Source organism: Micromonospora sp. NPDC023888 (assembly GCF_040639415.1).
In the GTDB taxonomy this organism is placed as follows: Bacteria; Actinomycetota; Actinomycetes; order Mycobacteriales; family Micromonosporaceae; genus Micromonospora.
The window spans coordinates 88,608-112,748 of record NZ_JBEZZW010000003.1 but is presented as its reverse complement, the minus strand read 5'-3'; the positions used below and the strand labels follow the sequence as shown (position 1 = coordinate 112,748).

The following is a 24,141-nucleotide window of genomic DNA, read 5'->3' as shown; positions in this document are numbered from 1 at the left end:
ACCGCCGTACCCCGGAAAGGGGTACGGCGGTCCAGGTGGCGGTGCCTCAGGAGCCGGGGGTGTTGCCGGCTCCCTTGGTGGTGGCCGCGAGGTAGTCGCGGTTGAGGCGGCCGATGGTGTTCAGCGGGATGCCCTTCGGGCAGGCCGGGGTGCACTCGCCGGCGTTGGTGCAGCCGCCGAAACCGGCCTCGTCGTGCGCGTCGACCATGCCGATGACCCGGGTGTAGCGCTCCGGCTGCCCCTGCGGCAGCAGGGAGAGCTGGGTGAGCTTCGCGGCGGTGAAGAGCATGCCGGAGCCGTTCGGGCAGGCTGCCACGCACGCGCCGCAGCCGATGCAGGCCGCCGACTCGAAGGCGGCGTCGGCGTTGGCCTTGGCCACCGGAGTGGAGTGTGCCTCGGGCGCGCTGCCGGTCGGCGCGGTGATGTAACCACCCGCAGCGATGATCTTGTCGAAGGCGCCCCGGTTGACCACCAGGTCCTTGATGACCGGGAAGGCGCTGGCCCGCCACGGCTCGATGTCGATCGTCTCGCCGTCGGTGAACTGCCGCATGTGCAGCTGGCAGGCCGTGGTGCCGCGCTGCGGCCCGTGCGCGTCGCCATTGATCATCAGGCCGCACATGCCGCAGATGCCCTCGCGGCAGTCGTGGTCGAACGCGACCGGGTCCTCGCCGGCGAGGATGAGCCGCTCGTTGAGCACGTCGAGCATCTCCAGGAACGACATGTCCGGGGACACGTCGTCGACCGGGTAGGTCACCATCCGACCCTTGTCCTCAGGGCCCTTCTGGCGCCAGATGCGCAGGGTCAGGTTCACTTGTAACTCCGCTGCGTGGGGTGGACGTATTCGAACTTCAGGTCTTCCTTGTGCAGCACCGACGGCTCACCGGTGGCGGTGAACTCCCAGGCCGCCACGTACGCGAACCGGTCGTCGTCGCGCTGCGCCTCACCGTCGGGGGTCTGGTGCTCGGCCCGGAAGTGGCCGCCGCAGGACTCCTCGCGGTGCAGGGCGTCGATGCACATCAGCTCGGCCAGCTCGAAGAAGTCGGCGACCCGGCCGGCCTTCTCCAGCGACTGGTTGAGCTCCTCGCCGGTGCCGGACACCTTGACCCGCTGCCAGAACTGCTCGCGCAGGGCACGGATCTCGTCGATGGCCTTGCGCAGCCCGGCCTCGCTGCGCTCCATGCCGCAGTGTTCCCACATGATCTGGCCCAGCTCCCGGTGGAACGAGTCCACGGTCCGGTCGCCGTTCACCGCCAGCAGCCGCTGGACGCGGTTCTCGACGTCGGTGCGGGCCTCGACCGCCGCCGGGTGGCTGGCGTCGACCTTCTCCAACCCGCCGCCGGCCAGGTAGTTGGCGATGGTGGTGGGCAGCACGAAGTAGCCGTCGGCGAGGCCCTGCATCAGCGCCGAGGCGCCGAGCCGGTTCGCGCCGTGGTCGGAGAAGTTGGCCTCGCCGATCACGAACAGGCCGGGGATGTTCGACTGGAGGTCGTAGTCGACCCACAGGCCGCCCATCGTGTAGTGCACGGCGGGGTAGATCCGCATCGGCACCTCGTACGGGTCCTCGCCGGTGATCCGCTCGTACATCTCGAAGAGGTTGCCGTACTTGGCCTCGATGGCCTTACGGCCGAGCCGGCCGATGGCGTCGGCGAAGTCGAGGTAGACGCCGAGCTTGGTCGGGCCGACGCCGCGCCCCTCGTCGCAGACGTTCTTCGCGGCGCGGGAGGCGATGTCGCGGGGGACCAGGTTGCCGAAGGAGGGGTAGATCCGCTCCAGGTAGTAGTCCCGTTCGTCCTCGGGGATGTCCTTGGGGCTGCGGTCGTCGCCCTTGGTCTTCGGCACCCAGACCCGGCCGTCGTTGCGCAGCGACTCGCTCATCAGGGTCAGCTTCGACTGGTGGTCGCCGGAGACCGGGATGCAGGTCGGGTGGATCTGCGTGTAGCAGGGGTTGGCGAAGTACGCGCCCTTGCGGTGTGCCCGCCAGGTGGCGGTGACGTTGCAGCCCTTGGCGTTGGTGGAGAGGTAGAAGACGTTGCCGTAGCCGCCGGAGGCGAGCACCACGGCGTCGGCCATCTCGGTGCTGATCTCGCCGGTGACCAGGTCCCGGACGACGATGCCGCGGGCCTTGCCGTCGACGAGGACCAGCTCCAGCATCTCGTGCCGGGCGTTCATCTCGACGTTGCCGAGGCCGATCTGCCGCTCCAGGGCCTGGTACGCGCCGAGCAGCAACTGCTGGCCCGTCTGGCCCCGGGCGTAGAAGGTGCGCTGCACCTGGGCGCCGCCGAAGGAGCGGGTGTCGAGCAGGCCGCCGTACTCGCGGGCGAACGGCACGCCCTGGGCGACGCACTGGTCGATGATGTTCACCGACACCTCGGCGAGGCGGTGCACGTTCGACTCCCGGGAGCGGAAGTCGCCGCCCTTGACGGTGTCGTAGAAGAGCCGGTGCACGGAGTCACCGTCGTTGCGGTAGTTCTTCGCCGCGTTGATGCCGCCCTGGGCCGCGATGGAGTGCGCCCGGCGCGGGCTGTCCTGGTAGCAGTAGGACTTGACGTGGTAGCCCTGCTCGGCCAGGGTCGCGGCGGCGGAGCCGCCGGCCAGGCCGGTGCCGACCACGATCACCGTCATCTTGCGACGGTTGGCGGGGTTGACCAGCTTGGCCTCGAAGCGGCGGGTCTCCCAGCGCTTCTCGACCGGGCCGGCGGGAGCCCTGGTGTCGGCGATCGGGTCGCCCTCGGTGAAGAGTTCCATGTCAGGACACCAATCCGGTGAGTACGGCGAACGGGACCACCAGGTATCCGGCGCAGAGCAGCACGGCGAAGACGAGCGCCGCGGTGCGCGCCCGGCGCTCGCCACGGGGCGTCTGCTGGCCGAGGCTGCGGAACGCGCTGAACGCGCCGTGGCGCAGGTGGAAGCCGACCGCGAGGATGGCGAGGGTGTAGAAGAGCGTGACGTACCAGCGCTCGGGCGCGAAGTCGGCGACGACGTTGCCGTACGGCTTGCTCTCGTTGCCGACCGGGTTCAGCGTGCCGGTGGTGAGGTCCAGCAGGTGGTAGATCACGAAGAGCAGGATGATCACGCCGCCCCAGCGCATGGTGCGGGCCGCGTAGCTGCCGTTGACCTTCTTGCGGTGGGCGTACTTGACCGGGCGGGCGGCGCGGGCGCGCCGGGCCAGCACGGTGGCGGCGACGATGTGGGCGACGACTGCCACCACCAGCACGGTGCGCAGGATCCACAGGAACCAGACGCCGGGCAGCAGCGGCTTGCCGATGTCGCGCAGCCAGTGCGCGTAGTGGTCGAACGAGGTCTCCCCCGTGAACACCTTCAGGTTCCCGAACATGTGGGCGATGAGGAACAGCGCCAGCAGGATGCCCGTCACCGCCATGACGGCCTTGAGGCCGACGTTCGAGCGGATGGGCGACCGAGTTTTCGTCATTACCACGTACCCGACGCTAGGAGCACTTCGATCAGTCGTCCAATGCATCAAAGTCGTAGTGTTGATAGCCGTAGGCTATGTAGATGCAGCTCCATCAGCTCAGGTACTTCGTTGCGGTGGCCGAAGTACGACATTTCACCCATGCGGCCGACATCGTGGGCATCACGCAGCCCTCGCTCAGTAAGCAAATTCACGCTCTGGAGGCCGACCTCGGGGCGCCGCTGTTCGAGCGGGTAAGGGGCAACATCGCGCTCACCGCGGCGGGCGAGGTGCTGCTGCCGTTGGCCACCCGGATCCTCGCCGACGTGGAGACCGCGACCCGGGAGGTGCAGGAGCTGGTCGGGCTGCGCCGGGGCCGGGTCCGACTCGGCGCCACCCCGAGCCTGGCCACCTCGCTCGCCCCGCCGGTGCTGCGCCGGTTCCGCGACGCCCACCCCACCATCGACCTGCGCGTCGAGGAGGGCGGCTCCCAGGACCTGGTGCGTGACCTGCTCCGCGGCGACCTCGACCTGGCCCTGATCATCATGCCGGCGCAGGGGGCCGACCCGGGCCTGCGCGTCGACCCGATCCTGCGGGAGAGCCTGGTGGTGGCCTCGGTGGGGGAGGTGGCGACCGCCTCGGTGACCGGTGAGCTGCGCATCACCGACCTGCGCGACCAGCCGATGGTGATGTTCCGGGAGGGGTACGACCTGCGCGACGCCACCATCCAGGCGTGCCGGGAGGCGGGCTTCGAACCCACCTTCGCGGTGGACGGCGGCGAGATGGACGCGGTGCTCAGCTTCGTCGAGGCGGGGCTCGGCATCGCGCTCGTGCCCGGCATCGTGCTGGCTCGCCGGCCGGGCGTGCGGATCACCCCGCTCGCCCCGCCCGGCGTGCGGCGGACCATCGCGGTGGCCCGTCGGCGCGACGTCGTACCCACCCACGCCGGCCGGGAGCTTCGCCGGATCCTGCTCGACTACATCCAGTCGGCGATCGACCTCGGCGAACTGCCCCCCGGTGTGGAGCCACTGACCTGACCCGGCCGGGGCCGCCGCCGCGAAGAGCCCGGCAGCGGCCCGGCCGCCGGCTCAGCGGCCCTCGGCGTCGTCCATCGCCCGGTAGATCCGCTGTTCCGAGACGGGGTACGGGGTGCCCAGCGCCTGGGCGAAGACGTTCACCCGCAACTCCTCGATCATCCAGCGGATCTGCCGCACGGCGGTCGCCTGTCGGCGGGCCGGCGGCAGCGCGGCGAGCAGGTCGTCGTACTCCTTCTGCACCACCGCGACGCGGTCCTGCTGCTGGCGGTCCCGCTGCGGGTTGCCGCCGAGGCGGTCCAGTCGGCGTTCGATGGCGGTGAGATAGCGCAGCAGGTCGGGCAACCGGGCGTACCCGGTCTCGGTGATGAAACCGGCGTGCACCAGACCGGCGAGCTGCTTGCGGATGTCGGCAAGCGCGGCCACCACGGCGAGGTTGCGGGTGGCGCCGAGGCGCTGTTCCACGGCGTACGCGGCGGCGAGGACCTTGCGGACGCGGTCCATCACCTCGACCACGGTGTCGACCAGGTCGGCGCGGACCTTCTCGCGCAGCGCCGCGAACCCCTCGGCGTCCCAGGCCGGGCCGCCGGCGTCGCCGATCAGCCGGTCGATGGCCGCGCCCGCCGCGTCCTCGATCAGCTCCTGCACGCCACCGTGCGGGTTACGGCTCAGCGCCAGCTTCGCCTCGTTGCTGAGCCGCCCCTGCAGGAACCGGGCGGGAGACGGCACGGTGAGCCGCAACAGTCGGCGGGTGCCGGCCCAGTGCGCAGCCTCCGCCTCGGCGGCGGAGTCGAACACCTTCACCCCGACCGTGGCGCCCTCGTCGACGAGCGCCGGGTACGCGGTCACCGCGTAGCCGGCCCGGACCTGCTCGATGGTCCGGGGCAGGGTGCCGATGCTCCACTCGCGCAGCCCGGTGCGGGCCACCTCCGGCGCGGCGGCCGCCACCACCTGGCGTACCTCCTGGCGCAGTTGACGTTGCAGGGCCGGCAGGTCCTTGCCCTCGGCGACCGGCTTGTCGTCGTCGCCCAGGACCCGGAAGGTCACCCGCAGGTGGGCGGGCAGCTTGCCCGGCTCCCAGGCGTCGCGGGGCACTGTCACCCCGGTCATCCGGCGCAGCTCACGGGTGAGCGCGTCCAGCAGCGACTCCTCGCCGGGGGTGATCGCCGCCAGGGCGGCGCGGGCGTAGTCCGGCACCGGAACGAAGTTGCGGCGGATCGCCTTGGGCAGCGAGCGGATCAGCGCGATGACGGTCTCCTCGCGCAGCCCCGGCACCTGCCAGTCGAAGCTCTCCGCCGGCACCTGGTTGAGCAGCGGCAGCGGGATGTCGACGGTGACGCCGTCGTCCGGCGTGCCCGGCTCGAACCGGTACGTCAGCGGCAGGCGGACCCCGTCGGCCTGCCACTCGTCCGGGTAGTCGTCCTCGTCCACCCCCGGCCGGCCGTCGTTGACCAGCACCTCGCGGGTGAAGGTGAGCAGGTCGGGCTGCTCCCGGCGGGTCTTCTTCCACCAACTGTCGAAGTGCCGCCCCGAGGACACGTCGGCCGGGATCCGGCTGTCGTAGAAGCCGAAGATCGTTTCGTCGTCGACCAGGATGTCCCGCCGTCGCGCCCGGCTCTCCAACTCCTCGATTTCGGCGAGCAGCCGCTTGTTGTCCGCCCAGAACTGGTGGTGGGTCTGCCAGTCGCCCTCGACGAGGGCGTGCCGGATGAACAACTCCCGGCTCAACACCGGGTCGATCCGCCCAAAGTTGACCTTGCGCGAGCTGACCAGCGGGACGCCGTACAGGGTGACCTTCTCGTAGGCCATCACCGCGGCCTGCTTCTTCTCCCAGTGCGGCTCGCTGTAGCTGCGCTTGACCAGGTGCTGCGCCAGCGGCTCCACCCACTCCGGCTCGACCCGGCCGGCGATGCGCCCCCACAGCCGGGAGGTCTCCACCAGCTCGGCGGCCATCACCCAGCGTGGCGGCTTCTTGAACAGCGCCGACCCGGGGAAGATCCCGAACTTCGCGCCCCGCGCCCCCAGGTACTCATGCTTCTGGGCGTCCTTCAGGCCGATGTGCGACAGCAGGCCGGGCAGCAGCGACTGGTGCACCTTCGGGGTGTCGATCTCCTCCGGCAGGTCCGCGCCGCCGCGCCGGTTCTCGCCACGGCCGGCGTCCGCGCCGTCCGAGGTGTCGCGCGCCGGTCGCCCACCACGCCGGTCACCGTCGGCCGGGGTACGCAGCACCTGCCGCAGTTGGCTGACGATGTCCTGCCACTCGCGGATCCGCAGGTAGTTGAGGTACTCCGCCTTGCACATCCGGCGGAACGCGCTTGAGGACAGCTCCCGCTGCTGCTCCCGCAGATAGCGCCACAGGTTGAGGTAGGCGACGAAGTCCGACTCCTTGTCGGCGAACCGGGCGTGCGCCTGGTCGGCCTGGGCCTGCTTCTCCGCCGGCCGCTCGCGCGGGTCCTGAATGGACAGCGCGGCGGCGATCACCAACACCTCGGTGGCGCAGCCGTTGCGTTCGCCCTCGACCACCATCCGGGCCAGCCGCGGGTCGACAGGCAACTGGGCCAGGCGCCGGCCCAGCGCGGTGAGCCGCTTCGCCGGGTCGGCCTCGGTCGGGTCCAACGCGCCGAGCTCGTGCAGCAGGTTGACGCCGTCGGTGATGTTGCGCTTGTCCGGAGGATCGATGAACGGGAACGCCGCCAGGTCGCCGAGCCCGATCGCGGTCATCTGGAGGATGACCGACGCCAGGTTGGTGCGCAGGATCTCCGGGTCGGTGAACTCGGGCCGGGAGAGGAAGTCCTGCTCGTCGTAGAGACGGATGCAGATGCCGTCCGAGGTACGCCCACAGCGGCCCTTGCGCTGGTTGGCAGACGCCTGGGAGACCGGCTCGATCGGCAGCCGCTGCACCTTGAGCCGGCTGGAGTAGCGGGAGATGCGGGCGGTGCCCGGGTCCACCACGTACTTGATGCCGGGCACGGTCAGCGAGGTCTCCGCGACGTTCGTGGCGAGCACCACCCGGCGCGAGGTGTGCGCGGCGAAGACCCGGTGCTGCTCGGCGCTGGAGAGCCGCGCGTACAGCGGCAGGATCTCGGTGCCGAGCAGGGAGCGTTTGGACTGCACCAGCTTGGCGAGCGCGTCGGCGGTGTCCCGGATCTCCCGCTCACCGCTGAGGAACACCAGGATATCGCCGGGACCCTCGGCGGCCAGCTCCTCGACGGCGTCGCCGATCGCCTGGATCTGGTCGCGGACGTTCTCCTCGTCGCCGTCGCCGTCCTCCTCGCCCTCGGCGAGTTCGAGCAGCGGCCGGTAGCGCACCTCAACCGGGTAGGTGCGGCCGGAGACCTCGACCACCGGCGCGGGCACGCCCTCCGGCTCGTCGGCGGTGGGCGGCCCGGCGAAGTGCCGCGCGAACCGGTCGGTCTCGATGGTCGCCGAGGTGATGATCACCTTGAGGTCGGGTCGCCGGGGCAGCAGCTCCCGCAGGTACCCGAGGATGAAGTCGATGTTGAGGCTGCGCTCGTGCGCCTCGTCGATGATCAACGTGTCGTACTGGCGCAGCATCCGGTCGGTCTGCAACTCGGCGAGCAGGATGCCGTCGGTCATCAGCTTGACCAGGCTGCGCTCGCTCACCTGGTCGCTGAAGCGCACCTTGTAGCCGACCACGTCACCCAACTCGGTGCCCAACTCGTCGGCGATCCGGTCGGCCACCGTCCGGGCCGCCAACCGTCGGGGCTGGGTGTGCCCGATCAGGCCGTGCACCCCGCGCCCCAACTCCAGGCAGATCTTGGGCAACTGGGTGGTCTTGCCGGAGCCGGTCTCGCCCGCCACGATCACCACCTGGTGGTCGCGGATGGCGGCGGCGATGTCGTCCTTGCGCTCGCTGACCGGCAACCCCGCCGGGTACGTGATCACCGGCACCGCCGCTCGGCGGGTGGCGAGCCGCTGCTCGGCCCGGACCAGGTCGGCGGTGATCTCGGCCAGCGCTGCCTCCCGGCGCTGCGGGTCGCGCAGCTTGCGGGCACCGTCGAGGCGCCGCTGGAGCCGGCGCTGGTCGCGGAACATCAGAGGAGTCAGGCGGCGGTGCAGCTCGCGAACCGGGTCGGTCGCGACGGAGGCGGTTGGATTCTGCATGTCGTGCCCAAGGATAGGCAGCCCGACGGCGTACCGCTCCTGGGTTACCGCCCGGCCGGTCCCGCGACGCTCGCGGGACCTAGAGTTGGCGACCGACGTCGAGCGTTGGGGGCCGGGATGGAGTTGCGCGACACCGACCGCGCGTTGGTGCAGGCCGCCACGGCGGTCGCCAAACTGCGGTGCCGCAGCCAGCGCCACACTGTCGCGTCGGCGGCCCGGACCGCCGACGGGCGGGTCTTCACGGGCGTGAACGTCGCGCACGCCACCGGCGGAACCTGCGCCGAGCTGGTGGTGGTCGGCACGGCCGCCACGCAGGGCGTCACCGAGGTGGAGACGATCGTCACGGTCACCGACCGGGGCCGCGAGGTCAGTGAGCCGTGCGGCGACTGCCGGCAGGTGCTGCGCGAGTACTTCCCGGCGCTGCGGCTGATCGTCGGCCCGGTGGACGATCTACGGGTGGTCCCGCTCGGGGAGGTGCCGGCGGAAGCCGAGAGCGGCACGGCCGGCTGACGAGCGCGGCGTCCTGACCGGCGCGGCGTCAGTCGCCGGAGGCCGCCTCCAGCATCGAGCGTGGCATCGGCACGCCCTCGAACCGCACGTTGCCCTCGGCGACCAGCCAGCTCGTCACGTGTGCGACCAGGCGTCCGGCCCGCACCGCCGGGTCGTTGGCGTAGAGGGTGCGCGCGTCGTCCGGGGCGATGGAGAGCACGACGAAGCCCCGTAACTGGTCGTCGTCGGGGTGCAGGAACGGCCCGGTCGCGAGCACCAGCCCCTGTTCGACGAGCCCCGCCTGGTGGGCCAGGTGCGCGTCTTGCAACCTGTCGATCGCGTCCTGCGGCAGCTCCGGCGGGTCCGCCGGTCGGACCAGCAGGACGACCGTGTGCTGGTCGAATCGCATGCCCACACCCTAGGACGCGAATGGTGTCGGATGTCCCTCTTACGGGTCTGATCCGCCATCTGCCCCTCTTGTGACCCTCCGCGAAACTCATTCTTCTTCTGTCAGGGTCGGGAGCAACTGGAGGTGCGGCATGGTCAGCAGACGACGGCTGCTCGCGGCTGGTGCCGCCGGCAGCGCCGCGGTACTGGGTCCGGCGGGCTGGACGTCCGGCCGGGCGGCCGCCGCGGTGGCGCCGCTGGACGCTCGGGACATCCCGAAGTACGTCACACCGCTGCGGATCCCACCGGCCATGCCGGCGGTGGCGACCGACGCGGAGCGCGACACGTACGAGATCGCGGTGCGACAGTTCCGCCAGCAGATCCTGCCGCCGTCGTGGCCGCGCACCACCGTGTGGGGATACGGCTCCACCGCCCATCCCGACAGCTTCGGCTACCCCGCGCCCAGCATCGTGGCGCGGGTCGGCCGCCCGGTGCGGGTGACCTGGGTCAACCAGCTCGTCGACGGCCGGGGCGATTACCTGCCGCACCTGTTGCCGGTGGACCCCTCGTTGCACTGGGCCAACCCGGCCGGTGGGGCCGAGGGCCGCGACCGGCACGGGCGCTGGGACGGCAGCCCGCAGGGATACCGCGGGCCGGTGCCGCAGGTGGTGCACGTGCACGGTGCGCACAGCACGCAGGACAGCGACGGGCACTCCGAGGCGTGGTTCCTGCCGGTGGCCCGCGACCTACCGCCCGACTTCGCCGTTTCCGGCAGCGCGTACCGCGAATTCCGGTCCCGCTTCGTCGAACGCTGCGGCCTGCGTTGGACGCCGGGTTCGGCCACCTTCGAGTACGCCAACGACCAGCGGCCCTGCACCCTCTGGTACCACGACCACACGCTCGGGCTCACCCGGGAGAACATCTACGCCGGACCGGCCGGGTTCTACCTGCTCGGCGGCGGGGACGACCTGCCGGACGGGGTGCTGCCCGGGCCGGCGCCGGCCCGCGGCGATGCGCCGAACACCGCATACCATGACATCCCGCTCATGATCCAGGACCGCAGCTTCACCGCCGACGGCGAGCTGCGCTACCCGCGGCGGTACTCCGGCGGCGGCGACGGGGCGCCGACCTGGGTGCCCGGGTTCTCCGCCTCCACCATGGTGGTCAACGGCCGTACCTGGCCCACGCTCACCGTGCGGCGCCAGCGTTACCGGTTCCGGTTGCTCAACGGCTGCAACAGCCGCTTCCTGCTGCTCAGCGTGGTCGCCAACGCCACCGCGCGGCCGGCCCGCCCGGTGCTTCCGGTCTGGCAGATCGGCAGCGACGGCGGTTTCCTGCCCGAGCCGGTGCCGCACGAACGGGTGACGCTCGGCCCCGCCCAGCGGGTCGACGCGATCGTCGACTTCACCGACGTGCCGGCCGGCACCGAGCTGTACCTCGTCAACGAGGGACCCGACGGGATGTACGACGGCGGCCGGCCGGGTGTGGACTTCGCGCCGGCCGACCCGCACACCACCGGGCAGGTGCTGCGTTTCGTGGTCACCGACGCCACCGGCGTGGACCCGAGCGTCCCACCGGAGCGGCTGCGGCTGCCGTCGCACCCGCGGCTCGGAACGGCCCAACGGGTACGCCGGCTGTCGCTCAACGAGCGGATGTCCGACGGCTCGATGATCATGCTCCTCGGCGTCCTCGACGAACGTGGCAGGGGTCTGCCGCTGCGCTGGAGCGACCCGGTGACCGAGCAACCCACCCTCGGCGACACCGAGGAGTGGGAGGTGCGCAACTTCACCCGGCACGTGCACCCGATCCACCTGCACCAGGTCCAGTTCGAGCTGCTCGGGCGCGGGCACTCGGGCCGACTGCGGCCGGACCCGGGGGAGCGCGGCCGGATGGACACCGTGCTCGCGTACCCGTGGGAGGTGACCCGGATCAGGGCGCGCTTCGACCTGCCCGGTCGCTACGCCTGGCACTGTCACCTGCTGGAGCACGAGGACAAGGAGATGATGCGACCGCTGAACGTGCTGCCGCGCGGCGGCGCCGCGACCGGGGACGGCGGCGCGCTGGGTGTGCCGGAGAAGCCCCCGACGGCATCGACCGACGCCGGTTAGGTCACTTTCCGCAGGTCGGCTAAGGTTAGGCGAACCTAAGCCCGATCGTGCAGGGAGATTCGTGACCGCGCTCGCCAGCCGGCCGACCCAGGTCCGTAGCCGGTCCGGCACCCGCACCCGCAGGCGGGTGGCCGTCACCGTCGGGGCCGCCCTGGTGTTGCTGCTCGCCGTGCTGGCCAGCTTCGCGCTCGGCAGCCGGGACCTCGGCGTCGACCAGGTCTGGCACGCTCTCGTCGCACCCGACGGCGGCGAGGCCAGCACCATCGTGCGCGAGCTGCGGATGCCCCGTACCGCGCTCGGCCTCGCCGTCGGTCTCGCGCTCGCCGTGGCCGGCGTGCTGTTCCAGGCGCTCACCCGCAACCCCCTCGCCGAGCCGCGCATCCTCGGCATCAGCGCCGGCGCGTCGTTCGGTGTGGTGCTCGCCATCTCCGTCTTCGGCGTCGGCACCCTCGCCGGGTACGTCTGGTTCGGCATCGCCGGCGCGCTGATCGCCGGGCTGCTGGTCTTCGCCATCGCCACCCGGGCCCGTGAGGGCGCCAGCCCGGTCACCCTCGCGCTTGTCGGCGCGGCACTCGACGCCAGCCTCGCCTCCGGCGTGTACGCGCTGCTCAGCATCGACGCCCGCACCTTCGAGGAGTACCGGTTCTGGGTGGTCGGCGGGCTGGCCGGCCGGGACCTGACCGTCACCGCGCAGGTGCTGCCCTTCGTCCTCGCCGGTCTGGTGCTCGCCGCCCTGGTGGCCCGGGGTCTGGACGCGTTGGCCCTCGGCGACGACGTGGCCCGCGGCCTCGGCCACCGCATCGGCCTGGTCCGACTCGGCGGTGGCCTCGCCGCGGTGCTGCTCACCGGCGCGGCGGTGGCGGCGGCCGGACCTGTCGCCTTCGTCGGGCTGGCCGTGCCGCACCTGGCGCGTGCCCTGGTCGGCGCGGACCACCGCTGGACCCTCGCCGTCTCCGCCCTGCTCGGCCCGGCGCTGCTGCTCGGCGCCGACGTCGTCGGCCGGCTCGTCGCCCCACCCGGCGAGATACCGGCCGGGATCGTCACCGCGCTGATCGGAGCGCCGCTGCTGGCCGTGCTGGTCCGCCGCGCCCGGGTGGTGACCGCGTGACCAACACGCGTGTGTCGACCGCCGCGACCGCCGCCTCGCCCGCTGCCGGCGATGCCCGGCTGGCCGGACGGTCGCTGCTGCGGCTCGGCCCGGTCAGCCTGCTGATCCGCCGCCGCGCGGTGCTGGTGGCCGTCGTGCTGACCGTGCTGCTCCTGCTGGCCGTCGTGCTGAGCCTCTCGCTCGGCACCCCGTACGTCGCCCCGGCCGACGTGCTGCGCGCGCTCTCCGGCGCCGGCACCCCGTACGACCTGGTTGTCTTTGATCTTCGGCTGCCACGGGTCGTGCTGGCGGCGGTGGCCGGCGCGGCGTTCGGCGTGGCCGGCACCCTGATCCAGAGTGTGGCCCGTAACCCGCTCGCCAGCCCGGACGTCATCGGCATCACCCAGGGCGCCGGCCTCGCCGCCACCATTGCCCTGACCAGCGGAATGGCCGCCGTGCTGGTGGCGCCCACAGCGCTCGTCGGCGGGCTGCTCGCGGCGGTCCTGCTGTTCGCCCTCGGCGCCCGGCACGGGCTGGCCGCGCAGCGGTTCGTCCTCGCCGGAGTGGCGGTGGCGTTCGCCTTCCGGGCCCTGACCGAGGTGGTCATGCTCACCGCCGACCCGATCGACGGGCTGCGCGCGCAGATCTGGCTGATCGGCACCCTCGCCGGCAAGGGCTGGACCGAGGCCGCCTGGATCGCCGGCACCCTGCTGGTGCTGCTGCCGGTGCTGGCCTGGGCCGGTTGGGCGCTGAACAGCACCGCCCTGGACGACGACACCGCCCGGGGTGTCGGGCTGCGCCCGGTGGCTCGCCGGATCGGCCTGGCCGGCACCGGTGTGCTCGTCGCGGCGATGGTCACCGCCCAGGTCGGCGCCGTCGACTTCGTCGCGCTTGTCGCCCCCCAGGTGGCCCGGCGGCTGGTACGCGCCGAACGGCCACCGCTGGTCTGCGCGGCGCTGCTCGGCGCGTTGCTGCTGGTGCTCGCGGACCTGGCCGGCCGGCGGCTGTTCGCGCCCACGCAACTGCCCGCCGGGGTGCTGACCGCGGCGATCGGTGGCCCGTACCTGATCTTCCTGCTGCTGCGTGGACGGCGGCGGTCGTCGTGACGCCCCCAAGGAGTCGTGTGATGCTCTCCACCCGCGACCTGGTCGCCGGCTACGACGAGCGGACCGTGCTCGACGGTCTCGACCTGGACCTGCCCACCGACGCGTTCACCGTGATCGTCGGGCCGAACGCATGTGGCAAGTCCACCCTGCTGCGCACGATGGCCCGGCTGCTCACCCCGCGTCGGGGCGCGGTGCTGCTGGACGGCACCGCGATCCGCGACCTGCCCACCCGGGAGGTCGCCCGCCGGCTCGGCGTCCTGCCGCAGAGCCCGCTGGTGCCCGAGGGCGTCACCGTGGCGGACCTGGTCGGCCGCGGCCGGCAGCCCTACCAGCGTTGGTGGCGGCAGTGGTCGTCGGAGGACGGCGCGGCGGTGGACGAGGCGATGGCCCTGGCCGACGTGACAGACCTGGCGGACCGGCCGGTGGACAGCCTCTCCGGTGGTCAGCGGCAGCGGGTGTGGATCGCCATGACGCTCGCCCAGGACACCGACGCCCTGCTGCTGGACGAGCCGACCACCTTCCTCGACCTGGCCCACCAGGTGGAGGTGCTGGACCTCCTGCACCGGCTGCGCGTCGAGCGGGGCCGCACCGTGGTCGCCGTGCTGCACGACCTGAACCAGGCCGCCCGGTACGCCGACCACCTGGTCGCGATGCGCGACGGTGCCGTGGTGGCCGCCGGACCGCCCCGGGAGATCCTCACCGCCGACCTGGTCCGCGACGTGTTCGGGCTGGCCTGCGTGGTCGTGCCCTGCCCGGTGACCGGCGCGCCACTTGTGGTGCCCGCCTACACGGGAGGCACCACCAGCCCGGCCCGGCCGTCCACCGACGCGCCCGCTGCGGCGGGCGCGTCTCACGGTGCCGGCAACCCGGTCGTCGGGCCGCGCTCCGGGTCGCCCGCCGTCGCGGACGACCTCAATTCGTCGAAAGCGTCCGCACCGGACGCCTGACCCGCCACCACCGGCGACGCGGCCACCCCGCTCGCCGGCCCGTACCCCCCTCGAAAGGACTCTGATGCGTCGTCTCGTCGCCGCTCTCGCCGCGGCCGTCGCCCTCGGCGTCGGTCTCACCGCCTGCGGTGAGAGCGACCCGGTCGCCGGCTCCACCACCGGGGACACCCGGGAGATCACCCACGCCATGGGCACCACCAAGGTCCCGGCCGAGCCCAAGCGTGTCGTCGTGCTCGACACCGACAAGATCGACACGGCGCTCTCGCTGGGCGTCACGCCCGTCGGCGCCGCCACCGCCGGTGAGGCCAAGAGCTGGCCGACCTACTTCGGCGCGGACAAGCTCGCCGGCATCAAGACGGTCGGGGTGCTCGCCGAGCCCGACCTGGAGGCGATCAACGCTCTCAAGCCCGACCTCATCCTCGGCAGCAAGTTCCGCCAGGAGAAGTTCTACGACGAACTGTCCGCCATCGCGCCGACCGTGTTCACCGACAAGGTGGGCATCACCTGGAAGGACAACTTCCTCCTCGACGGCAGGGCGCTCGGGCGCGAGCAGCAGGCCAAGGACCTGCTCGCCGCGTACGAGAAGCGGGCCAAGGACTTTGGCGCCACCCTCGGCGACGCCGCCGCCCGCAAGGTGTCGATCGTGCGGTTCCTGCCCGGCAACATCCGGGTGTACGGCCCGGACTCCTTCTCCGGCATCGTCCTGCGCGACACCGGGCTGGGGCGCCCCGAGCGGCAGTTGCTCGCCAACAAGGAGGACAAGCGCTTCGACCTGGTCAGCCCCGAGCGGGTCAGCGAGGTCGACGGTGACGTCATCTTCGTGACCGCGTACGGCGACAAGGCCGCCGCCGAGCAGGCCAAGGTGGCCGGCGGGACCCTCTGGAAGGGCCTCAGCGCCGTCCGGGCCGGCAAGGCGTACTCCGTCTCCGACGAGGTCTGGATGACCGGCATCGGCGTCGGCGCCGCCAACAAGATCCTCGACGACCTGGCAAAGTACCTCCCCGCCGCCTGAGGCCCCCGCCACACCGCACACAACGCCCAAGATCCGCGCAACTTCGGTGAAACTGCTGCCTCATGAGCTGTTCAGGCAGCAGGATCCCTGATGTTGCGCGGATCTTGGGGTGTCTGGGTGGGTGGGGGGTTAGGCGGCGGTGGACCAGATGGCGCGGAAGGCGGCGGCTTCGCCGGACAGCCAGCGTTCGATCTGGTCGGGCTTGGCGTCGCTGGGCATGCGGTGGGCCTGGCCGCGGCGGACGTCGACCAGGATCGGCTCGGCGTGCGGGAGCACCGCGTCCATGTGTCGGGCCATCAGGTGCAGGGTGGCGAGCACCGACTCCTCGCTCGGTGGGGTCTCGTCGAAGTGCAGGCGGACCGCTTCGGCGCGACCGTCGGCGTGGCGTACCCCGAAGTGGGGGTTGATCTTGACGGGCAGGTCGCCCAGCATGGCGAGGGCGTCGCGGGTCTGGGCGAGGTCGACGGCGGCCGGCTCGCCGAGGGAGTGCAGCCAGGCCGTGGCCCCGGGGACGAGGGCCTGGTAGAGCGGGCGCCAGCGTGGCTTGACCACGTCGACCACCCCGGTCAGGTGGGTGCCGCCGGTGTGGAAGGCGATGTCGGCCTTGAGCGCCTTGACGAACTGACCGTGCGGGTTGAAGCCGGACCGACTGGCACGCTGCTTGCGCAGGCCACCCACGAAGGTCGCCTTGGTGGGGCCGGTGCGGTCGACGTAGCGGGTGAAACCGAGCAGTGTGGCGTAGGGGGTGAGGGGCGTGGAGGTGGGCGCGGTCACGGGCGTCCTCCCAGGTCAGGATCTCTATTAGTACATACATTCTAATCGACGGGTCTGACATTGCCCAGCGAAAGTGGGGCCTGCGGGGGCGCCGGGGAGTGCCGGAATTCGCACACACATCCGTGATGATGTGGGCGCATATGACCGATATGCAACATTATTGCGCCCTGTGACCATTACCTGGGCACCCCGGGTGCCGGCTGACCGGGGTGTGCCTGCTGACCGCCGGAGCGGTGCTGCTGTTCGGCTGGATCGAGGACGTGACCGCCCGGCGTACCCCGGCGCTCTTCCGCCCCGGGCCGGTCCGCCCCCGACGGCCCGTCGGGGGCGGACACGTCAGAGCTGGCCGACGTCGGTGATCCGGACGACCGCCGCCCCGACCTCGTCGGTCCACCGCTCCCGGCCCTGCTCGATCATCAGCAGTGCCGGCCCTCGGGCCAGTGTCCCGTCCGCGGTGATTCGGCACGGTCGGGAAGTTGGTCGGTACGCCGGAGCTGGCGGCGGCGAGCACCCACCACCATGTCCCATGGCTGCACACCGCAACGGTCCGGCTAGGCCCTCTCGGCGGCGAGCTCCCGGACCACCTGGGCGAAACCGCCGACGAGTCGGGTGTCGGTGCGGTCGGGCCAGGCGAGGGCGATCCGGAGCGGTTCGACGTCGATCAGCGGCACCCAGGCGAGGTCGGGACGGGCGTAGTAGCTCGCCATGCTCTCCGGTGCGAAGCAGATGGCCGTCCCCTCCGCCACCTGCTCCAACATCTCCTCGACGTTGTTGCTGGTCGGGCCCCAGCGAGGGCTCGACCCGTCCGGCCGCGGGTTCACCGCCCACCAGTCCACCCACTCGCGCGGCGCCCGCTCGGTCCACACCAACGGCTCGTCGTTGGTGTCCAGGATCGAGACGCTGTCCCGACCGGCGAGTGGGTGTTCCCGGGCCACGGCAAGCAGCCGCTGCTCCGTCTGCACCACCTCGACACGCATGCCGGTGAGGTCGTTCGGGAGCCAGACGAAGGCGACGTCGACCCGGCCATCGCGCAGCGCGGTGGCCTCCTCGCCCCAGTCAAATCGCCTTGGCTCGACCCGTACGCCCGGATACCGGCGGGCGAACTCCGCCCGGGAACGCGTCGTCAGCTCGCCCGCGCCGCTCGCCTCGAAGCCCACCCGCAGCACCCCGGTCTGGCCGCGCCGGTGCCGCTGCGCCACGGCCGTGATCCGGTCGACCTGCCGGAGCGTACGGCGCGCCTCGGTGATCACGTCGCGCCCGGCGGCGGTCGGCGTCACGCCCCCGGCGTGCCGGTCGAAGAGCTGCACGCCGATCTCCGCCTCCAGTTTGCGCAGGGCGTAGGAGAGAGCGGGCTGGCTGACGTAGAGCCCTTGGGCGGCCCGGCCCAGATTCCCGGCCTCGTCGATCGCCACCAGGTAGCGCAGTTGGCGCAGCTCCATCCCGGAATCATAAATCGGCCTTATGGCCTGAACGATCTTCTGTCTTGGACGCGCCAGGGCGCCGCTGGCCACACTCTGCTCAGCTCATCGCGCCACTGGAGGCCGAGATGTCCACCGAAACCCCGTCCACCCGCCCGCCGACCGGCCGGATCTGGCTGATCACCGGGACCTCCTCCGGCTTCGGCCGGACGATCGCCGAGGCAGCACTGCGCGCCGGTGACACCGTCGTGGCAACCGCCCGCCGCCCGCAGACGCTCCAGGACCTGGCCGAGGCCCACCCCGACCGGGTACGCCTGGTCGAACTCGACGTCACGGACGCAGCCCGGATCACCGCGGTGGTCGCCCAGGTCATCCTCTGGTACGGCCGGATCGACGTCCTGGTCAACAACGCCGGCCGCGCTCTGGTCGGCGCGGTCGAGGCGACCACCGACCGGCAGCTACGTGACCTGATGGACCTGCACTTCTTCGGTCCCGCGGCCCTGACCCGGGAGGTGCTGCCGCACATGCGCCGGCGGGGTTCGGGCGCCATCGTGCAGCTCAGCAGCATGGGCGGGCGGATGTCCTTCGCCGGAGTCTCCGCCTACTCGGCGACCAAGTTCGCCCTGGAGGGACTCTCCGAGGCACTGGCGGCCGAGGTGGCTCCGTTCGGGATCAAGGTACTGATCGTCGAGCCGGGAGCCTTCCGGACGAACCTCAACGCCGCTGGGGCCATGCTGCGCGCTCCTGCGATCGACGCGTACGCCGACAGCGTGGGGGCGGTCGCGGCGAACCTCGACGCGGCCGACGGCCGGCAGCCCGGCGACCCCGCCAAGGCCGCCACCGCCATCCTCGCCGCCCTCGACGCTGACGCGACCCCGCTGCGGCTGGTCCTCGGCAACGATGCGGCCGACGCGATCTCGGCCAGCCTGGAGCAAGCCCGCGCCGAGTTCCTGGCCTGGGAACCGACCACCCGCAGCGTCCACTTCGCCGACGTCCAAGGGGAGCCGCCGGCGTACCGGCGACCCCCTGGTCGAGACGGTCGCTAGAGCTGGCCGACGTCGGTGATCCGGACGACCGCCGCCCCGACCTCGTCGGAGGCCACCAGGTCGATCTCGGCGCTGATGCCCCAGTCGTGGTCGCCGTTGGGGTCGTCGAAGCTCTGGCGTACGGTCCACCGCTCCCGGCCCTGCTCGATCATCAGCAGTGCCGGCCCCCGGGCGTCCGGCCCGACGCCGATCGAGTCGTACTCCTCGAAGTACGGCGCGAGCGCGTCGGCCCACGCGTCGTAGTCCCAGCCGTCGCCGGCGTCCAACTCGGCGAGCAGATCCCAGCGGCGCAGCGCGGCCAGCTCCACCCGGCGGAACAGCGCGTTGCGCACCAGCACCCGGAACGCCCGCGCGTTGCGGGTCACCGCGGGTGGCCGGTCGGTCAGGGCGGCGTGCGCCTGGGCCACCTCGGCCACGTCGGACGGGTTGCGCAGCCGCTCCCACTCGTCGATCAGGCTGGAGTCGACCTGGCGGACCAACTCGCCCAACCACTCGATGAGGTCGATCAGCTCCTCGGTCTTGGCGTCCTCGGGGACGGTCTGCCGCAGCGTCTTGTACGCGTCGGCCAGGTAGCGCAGGACGAGGCCCTCCGAGCGGGTCAGCCCGTAGAACTGCACGTACTCGGTGAAGGTCATCGCCCGTTCGAACATGTCGCGGACGACGGCCTTAGGGGAGAGCTGGTGGTCGGCGACCCAGGGGTGGCCCTGCCGGTACATCTCGTACGCGGCTTCCAGCAGCTCCGCCAGGGGCTTCGGGTGGGTCACCTCGTCGAGCAGTTCGAGGCGGGCCTCGTACTCGATGCCTTCGGCCTTCATCGCGGCGACCGCCTCGCCGCGCGCCTTGAACTGCTGCGCGGACAGGATCTGCCGGGGATCGTCGAGGATCGACTCGATCACGCTCAGCACGTCGAGCGCGTACGACGGGGACTCGGCGTCGAGCAGCTCGATGGTGGCCAGCGCGAGGGGGGAGAGCGGCTGGTTGAGCGCGAAGTCGAGCTGGAGGTCGACGGTGAGCCGGATCCGCCGGCCGGTCTCGTCCGGCTCGGGCAGCTCCTCGACGACCCCACCGGCGCGCAACGCCCGGTAGATGGCGATGGCCCGACGGATGTGCCGGCGCTGGGCGGCCGGCTCCTCGTGGTTGTCGGTGAGCAGGTGCCGCATCGCGGTGAACGCGTCCCCGGGTCGACCGATGACGTTGAGCAGCATCGAGTGGCTGACCTGGAAGCTGGAGGTCAGCGGCTCCGGCTCGGCGTCGACAAGCCGGTCGAAGGTGGGCTGACCCCAACCGATCGAGCCCTCCGGCGGCTTCTTGCGGACCACCTTGCGCCGCTTCTTCGGGTCGTCGCCGGCCTTGGCGAGGGCCTTCTCGTTGTCGATGACGTGCTCGGGTGCCTGCACCACGACCCGGCCGATGGTGTCGTAACCGGCCCGACCGGCCCGCCCGGCGATCTGGTGGAACTCCCGGTTCTTGAGCAGCCGGGTACGGATCCCGTCGTACTTGGACAGGCCGGTGAACAGCACGGTGCGGATCGGCACGTTGATGCCGACGCCGAGGGTGTCGGTGCCGCAGATGACCTTGAGCAGGCCGGCCTGGGCGAGGGTCTCCACCAGGCGGCGGTACTTGGGAAGCATGCCGGCGTGGTGCACGCCGATGCCGTGCCGGACCAGCCGGGACAACGTCTTGCCGAAGCCGGAGGTGAACCGGAAGGCACCGATCGCCTCGGCGATCATGTCCTTCTCGGCCCGGGAGCAGACGTTGACGCTCATCAGCGCCTGGGCGCGTTCCAGCGCGGCGGCCTGGGTGAAGTGCACCACGTACACCGGGGCCTGCTTGGTCTCCAGCAGTTCCTCAAGCGTCTCGTGCAGCGGCGTCATGGCGTACGAGAAGATCAGCGGGACCGGCCGCTCCGCCGTGCGCACGACGGCGGTCGCCCGCCCGGTACGCCGGGTCAGGTCGTCGACGAACCGGGTGGTGTCCCCCAGGGTGGCGGACATCAGGATGAACTGGGCCTGCGGCAGCTCGATGATCGGCACCTGCCAGGCCCAGCCCCGGTCGGGCTCGGCGTAGAAGTGGAACTCGTCCATGATCACCTGGCCGACGTCGGCCTTCGCGCCCTCACGCAGCGCCAGGTTGGCCAGGATCTCCGCGGTGCAGCAGATGATCGGGGCGTCGGCGTTGACGCTGGCGTCGCCGGTGAGCATGCCGACGTTTTCCGCGCCGAAGACCTCGCAGAGGGCGAAGAACTTCTCCGACACCAGGGCCTTGATCGGGGCGGTGTAGAAGGTCGTCCGGCTGTCGGCGAGGGCCGCGAAGTGCGCGGCGATCGCCACCAGGCTCTTACCCGAGCCGGTGGGCGTGTTCATGATCAGGTTGGCGCCGGAGACGATCTCGATGACCGCCTCCTCCTGATGGGGATAGAGGTCGAGGCCGCGCTCCTTCGCCCAGCCGGCGAACGCGTCGAAGAGGGTGTCGGGGTCGGCGCTTGTCGGCAGCGCGGCGGTGAGCGTCATATCCCGTCCATGGTGCCTGGATCATGCCCCGCTCCGCCAACCCGGCGTCGACCGGACCCCCGTCCGGGCCCGACGGCCCGGGCCGGCGGGACGGGCCAGCGCGTCACCGTCGGCGGTAGAGCAGGTCGGCGACCGGCCGACCAGCCGTGATCGCCCGCCGCTCGAACTTCGTCACCGGCCGGTGCGCCGGACGCGGCGCGAAGCCGCCGTACGCGTCCACCAACTCCGGGTCCGCCTCCAGGGTCTCCCGCATCGCCTCGGCGTACTCGGCCCAGTCCGTCGCGCAGTGCAGCGTCCCGCCGGGCCGCAGCCGGGACCGCAGCAGCGCCACGTGCGCCGGCTGGATGATCCGCCGCTTGTGGTGGCGGGCCTTCGGCCACGGGTCCGGAAAGAAGACGTGTACGGCGTCCAGGACGTCCGCAGGCAGGCCGCTGACCAGGGACAACGCGTCACCCCGGGCCACCCGCACGTTTTCCAGGCGGTGCCGGTCCACCAGGTCGAGCAGGTTGGCGATTCCCGGCGTGTGCACCTCGACCGCCAGATAATCTCGATCCGGGTCGGCGGCAGCCATCGCGGCGGTGCTGTCACCCATGCCAGAGCCGATCTCCAACACCACCGGCGACCGGCGACCGAACAGGTCGGCCAGGTCGACGGGTACGACCGGTCCGTCCGGAACATCCAGGCCGTACGCGGGCCAGAGCCGGCTCAACGCATCGGTCTGCCGGTCGCTCATCCGACCCCGGCGGGGATGGAACGTCCGGATCGTCCGGCTCACGGGCGGGACGGCGGGGTCATGGTCGGTGGCGGTCACAGCCACCCGAGAGTACGCGACGCCGCCAGCGAATCGGATGTGATGTGCGACCGGAAATGAGAGGATCCAACTGGTACGGCAGGTCGGGTGCTCCGCTGCCCGACTCAGCCGCGCGGCGTCGAGAGGGGGCATCGTGGCAGTGACCCGCGGCGGCGTGACCCGGTCGGTGCTGGCCACGCTCACCGGCCCCCTGCTCACCGCTCTTCTGCTCACCGGGCCTGCGGTTGCCGGGCTCGCGGTTGCCGGGCTCGCGGTTGCCGGGCCTGCGGTTGCCGGGCCTGCGGTTGCCGGGCCTCAATCTGTCGCCGTTCGTGGTGCGTCGGCCGTGCCGGGTGCGCTCGTTCCCGCGGTTCAGCCCGCCGGTGTCGTGCGCCCGGCATCCGGTGTTCGCCAGCAGGCCGCTGCCGGATCCGCGCCGCAACCCGAAGGCCCGCCGGGTGGCGCGCCCCAGCCGACGCCGCCGGTGGACATCTTCGTCGAGGTGAGCCCCAGCACGGTGCAGCCCGGCTACCTGGTCGGGATCCGGGCCAGTTGCCGGGACAACTCGGTGGGCGCGACCGTCGTCTCCGACGCCTTCGGCGCGATCGGCGTGCAGCCGCAGAACGGGGTGCTCACCGCCGCGCCGATGGTGCGCGAGCGCACCCGCCCCGGCAACTACCGGGTCAAGCTGGAGTGCCGCGACGGCGAGACCGCCTCGACCATGCTCCAGGTGGTCAAGAAGATCCCGGTCCACCCCAGTCGCGGTCCGGCCACCGGCTTCGGTGGGAGTGCCAACGGGATCACCGGCAAGCTGCTGCTGCCCGGTGGCGCGGCGCTGACCATCACCGGGTTGGTCCTCGCCGTCGTGGCGCTACGCCGGCCACGTCCGGTCCGTGGCGCTGCGCGTCGCTGAGGCCGCCATGGAGATCTTCCACCCACCGCCGCCGCCCGGTCCCCCGCCACGCGCTCCCGGCTCGTCGCCTCCGGCCGGTGCCCGTCCAGCCACTGGTGCTCGTCCGCCGGTGGATGATCGTGCGCGGGCCGCCGACCGTCGGGAGGTGGTGGCTCGCCCGCCGGTGGATGATCATGCGCGGGCCGCCGAGCGTCCGGTGGTCGCTGCTCGCCCTCCGACGGCGGTGACCCCTCGGCGTAGCCGTCAACCCGGCCGCAGCCCCTGGTCGGTGCCGCTGGCCGTGGTGCTGGTGCTGGCCGGTGTCTTCGCCACCGGGGCAGGGCTGGGCCGCTCGGTCGGCCCGTTCGACTGGGCCCCGGCGGGCGGGGACCGTCCGGCCCGCAGCGAGTCGGTCGGGTTGTCGGCCAGCCGCCCGGTGCGCCTCACCGTGCCCGCCATCAAGGTGGCCGCGCCGGTGGCGCCAGTCGGGCAGGCCCGCGACGGCTCGATCGCCGTACCGCCGCTGGAGCGGCACAACGAGACCGGCTGGTACGACCGTGGTCCCACGCCCGGCGAACCTGGTCCGGCGGTGATCGTCGGGCACGTGGACACCAAGAGCGGGCCATCGGTCTTCTACGACCTGGGCAAGCTGAAGCCGGGCGACCTCATCGAGGTGGCCCGCGCGGACCGGTCGACTGTCATCTTCAAGGTCGACACCGTGGAGCACTTCCCGAAGGACCGGCTGCCCGCCGAGCGCATCTACGGCCACGACGGCCCCGCCGGGCTGCGGCTGATCACCTGCGGCGGCCAGTTCATCGGCGGTCGCACCGGTTACGCCGACAACGTGATCGCCTTCGCCACGCTCCAGTCGTCCCGCAAGCCCTGACCCGAGCCCGCCAACGGCGCCTGGCCCGCTCGCCTGGCCCGCCCGCCTGTCTGGCCCGCCCGCCTGTCTGGCCCGCCCGCCTGTCTGGCCCGCCCGCCTGTCTGGCCCGCCCGCCTGTCTG

At 71.9% G+C, this 24,141-nt stretch carries 20 protein-coding genes; 11 read left to right on the top strand and 9 right to left on the bottom strand.

What is annotated here, in order from left to right; translation table 11 throughout:
• Positions 1–46: 46 nt before the first annotated feature.
• From AB0F61_RS03605 to AB0F61_RS03595, 3 genes are read right to left on the bottom strand one after another with little or no spacing between them, the layout of a single operon-like run.
• Positions 47–811 (bottom strand): succinate dehydrogenase/fumarate reductase iron-sulfur subunit, encoded by a 765-nt coding sequence (locus tag AB0F61_RS03605; protein ID WP_357802919.1) that lies wholly within the window; start codon positions 809–811, stop codon positions 47–49.
• Complete coding sequence (locus AB0F61_RS03600) at positions 808–2,745, bottom strand: fumarate reductase/succinate dehydrogenase flavoprotein subunit (RefSeq protein ID WP_357802918.1); 1,938 nt, start codon at positions 2,743–2,745, stop codon at positions 808–810. Before AB0F61_RS03600 ends, AB0F61_RS03605 begins: the two co-directional genes overlap by 4 nt.
• Position 2,746: 1 nt before the next feature.
• On the bottom strand, positions 2,747–3,430 hold the full coding sequence (locus AB0F61_RS03595) for a succinate dehydrogenase cytochrome b subunit (RefSeq protein ID WP_357802916.1): 684 nt from the start codon (positions 3,428–3,430) through the stop codon (positions 2,747–2,749).
• A gap of 83 nt (positions 3,431–3,513) precedes the next feature.
• Between AB0F61_RS03595 and AB0F61_RS03590 the strand changes: the two genes are divergently transcribed.
• A complete protein-coding gene (locus AB0F61_RS03590) occupies positions 3,514–4,446 on the top strand; it encodes a LysR family transcriptional regulator (RefSeq protein WP_357802914.1) in 933 nt (310 codons plus the stop codon).
• Between the two features lie 51 nt (positions 4,447–4,497).
• On the opposite strand, the gene hrpA is transcribed toward AB0F61_RS03590, so the two are convergent.
• Entirely contained in the window at positions 4,498–8,568 is a 4,071-nt protein-coding gene (gene hrpA / locus AB0F61_RS03585) for an ATP-dependent RNA helicase HrpA (RefSeq protein ID WP_357802912.1), read from the bottom strand.
• 117 nt (positions 8,569–8,685) lie between these two features.
• On the opposite strand from hrpA, the gene AB0F61_RS03580 reads away from it, so the two are divergent.
• Entirely contained in the window at positions 8,686–9,078 is a 393-nt protein-coding gene (locus tag AB0F61_RS03580; protein ID WP_357802910.1) for a cytidine deaminase, read from the top strand.
• 28 nt (positions 9,079–9,106) lie between these two features.
• Here AB0F61_RS03580 and AB0F61_RS03575 read toward each other — a convergent pair whose 3' ends face one another.
• A complete protein-coding gene (locus AB0F61_RS03575; protein ID WP_357802908.1) occupies positions 9,107–9,466 on the bottom strand; it encodes a YciI family protein in 360 nt (119 codons plus the stop codon).
• A 130-nt stretch (positions 9,467–9,596) separates the two neighbouring features.
• On the opposite strand from AB0F61_RS03575, the gene AB0F61_RS03570 reads away from it, so the two are divergent.
• From AB0F61_RS03570 to AB0F61_RS03550, 5 genes are all read left to right on the top strand, one after another.
• Positions 9,597–11,552 carry a multicopper oxidase domain-containing protein gene (locus tag AB0F61_RS03570; protein ID WP_357802906.1) on the top strand — a complete coding sequence of 652 codons (1,956 nt, stop codon included), beginning with the start codon at positions 9,597–9,599 and terminating at the stop codon, positions 11,550–11,552.
• A gap of 61 nt (positions 11,553–11,613) precedes the next feature.
• Positions 11,614–12,660, top strand: a complete 1,047-nt coding sequence (locus tag AB0F61_RS03565) for an iron ABC transporter permease (protein WP_357802905.1) — start codon at positions 11,614–11,616, stop codon at positions 12,658–12,660.
• Complete coding sequence (locus AB0F61_RS03560; RefSeq protein ID WP_357802904.1) at positions 12,657–13,745, top strand: iron ABC transporter permease; 1,089 nt, start codon at positions 12,657–12,659, stop codon at positions 13,743–13,745. Before AB0F61_RS03565 ends, AB0F61_RS03560 begins: the two co-directional genes overlap by 4 nt.
• Before the next feature lie 20 nt (positions 13,746–13,765).
• On the top strand, positions 13,766–14,692 hold the full coding sequence (locus AB0F61_RS03555; RefSeq protein ID WP_357802902.1) for an ABC transporter ATP-binding protein: 927 nt from the start codon (positions 13,766–13,768) through the stop codon (positions 14,690–14,692).
• Between the two features lie 64 nt (positions 14,693–14,756).
• Positions 14,757–15,704 (top strand): iron-siderophore ABC transporter substrate-binding protein, encoded by a 948-nt coding sequence (locus AB0F61_RS03550; RefSeq protein WP_357802900.1) that lies wholly within the window; start codon positions 14,757–14,759, stop codon positions 15,702–15,704.
• A 129-nt stretch (positions 15,705–15,833) separates the two neighbouring features.
• Here the strand turns inward: AB0F61_RS03550 and AB0F61_RS03545 are convergent, their stop codons facing one another.
• Together AB0F61_RS03545 and AB0F61_RS03540 are read right to left on the bottom strand one after the other, a co-directional pair.
• Complete coding sequence (locus AB0F61_RS03545; RefSeq protein WP_357802898.1) at positions 15,834–16,478, bottom strand: hypothetical protein; 645 nt, start codon at positions 16,476–16,478, stop codon at positions 15,834–15,836.
• Positions 16,479–17,029: 551 nt separating this feature from the next.
• Positions 17,030–17,917, bottom strand: a complete 888-nt coding sequence (locus AB0F61_RS03540) for a LysR family transcriptional regulator (protein ID WP_357802896.1) — start codon at positions 17,915–17,917, stop codon at positions 17,030–17,032.
• A gap of 107 nt (positions 17,918–18,024) precedes the next feature.
• On the opposite strand from AB0F61_RS03540, the gene AB0F61_RS03535 reads away from it, so the two are divergent.
• Positions 18,025–18,942, top strand: coding sequence for an oxidoreductase (locus AB0F61_RS03535; RefSeq protein ID WP_357802895.1), 918 nt, complete (start codon positions 18,025–18,027; stop codon positions 18,940–18,942).
• Here AB0F61_RS03535 and AB0F61_RS03530 read toward each other — a convergent pair.
• Entirely contained in the window at positions 18,939–21,452 is a 2,514-nt protein-coding gene (locus tag AB0F61_RS03530) for a DUF3516 domain-containing protein (RefSeq protein ID WP_357802893.1), read from the bottom strand. The genes AB0F61_RS03535 and AB0F61_RS03530 overlap by 4 nt on opposite strands.
• A 103-nt stretch (positions 21,453–21,555) precedes the next feature.
• Positions 21,556–22,185 (bottom strand): tRNA (guanosine(46)-N7)-methyltransferase TrmB, encoded by a 630-nt coding sequence (gene trmB / locus AB0F61_RS03525; RefSeq protein ID WP_357803221.1) that lies wholly within the window; start codon positions 22,183–22,185, stop codon positions 21,556–21,558.
• 208 nt (positions 22,186–22,393) lie between these two features.
• Here trmB and AB0F61_RS03520 point away from each other — a divergent pair, with 208 nt between their 5' ends.
• The 3 genes from AB0F61_RS03520 (at position 22,394) to AB0F61_RS03510 (ending at position 24,020) form a co-directional block, all read left to right on the top strand.
• Positions 22,394–23,155, top strand: coding sequence for a hypothetical protein (locus tag AB0F61_RS03520; protein ID WP_357803219.1), 762 nt, complete (start codon positions 22,394–22,396; stop codon positions 23,153–23,155).
• Positions 23,156–23,232: 77 nt separating this feature from the next.
• The gene (locus tag AB0F61_RS03515) at positions 23,233–23,382 is read left to right on the top strand and encodes a hypothetical protein (RefSeq protein ID WP_357802891.1); all 150 of its coding nucleotides are present in this window, start codon (positions 23,233–23,235) and stop codon (positions 23,380–23,382) included.
• Positions 23,379–24,020: a class F sortase gene (locus AB0F61_RS03510; RefSeq protein WP_357802890.1), complete on the top strand. Its 642-nt coding sequence runs from the start codon at positions 23,379–23,381 to the stop codon at positions 24,018–24,020. Before AB0F61_RS03515 ends, AB0F61_RS03510 begins: the two co-directional genes overlap by 4 nt.
• Positions 24,021–24,141: the final 121 nt, after the last annotated feature.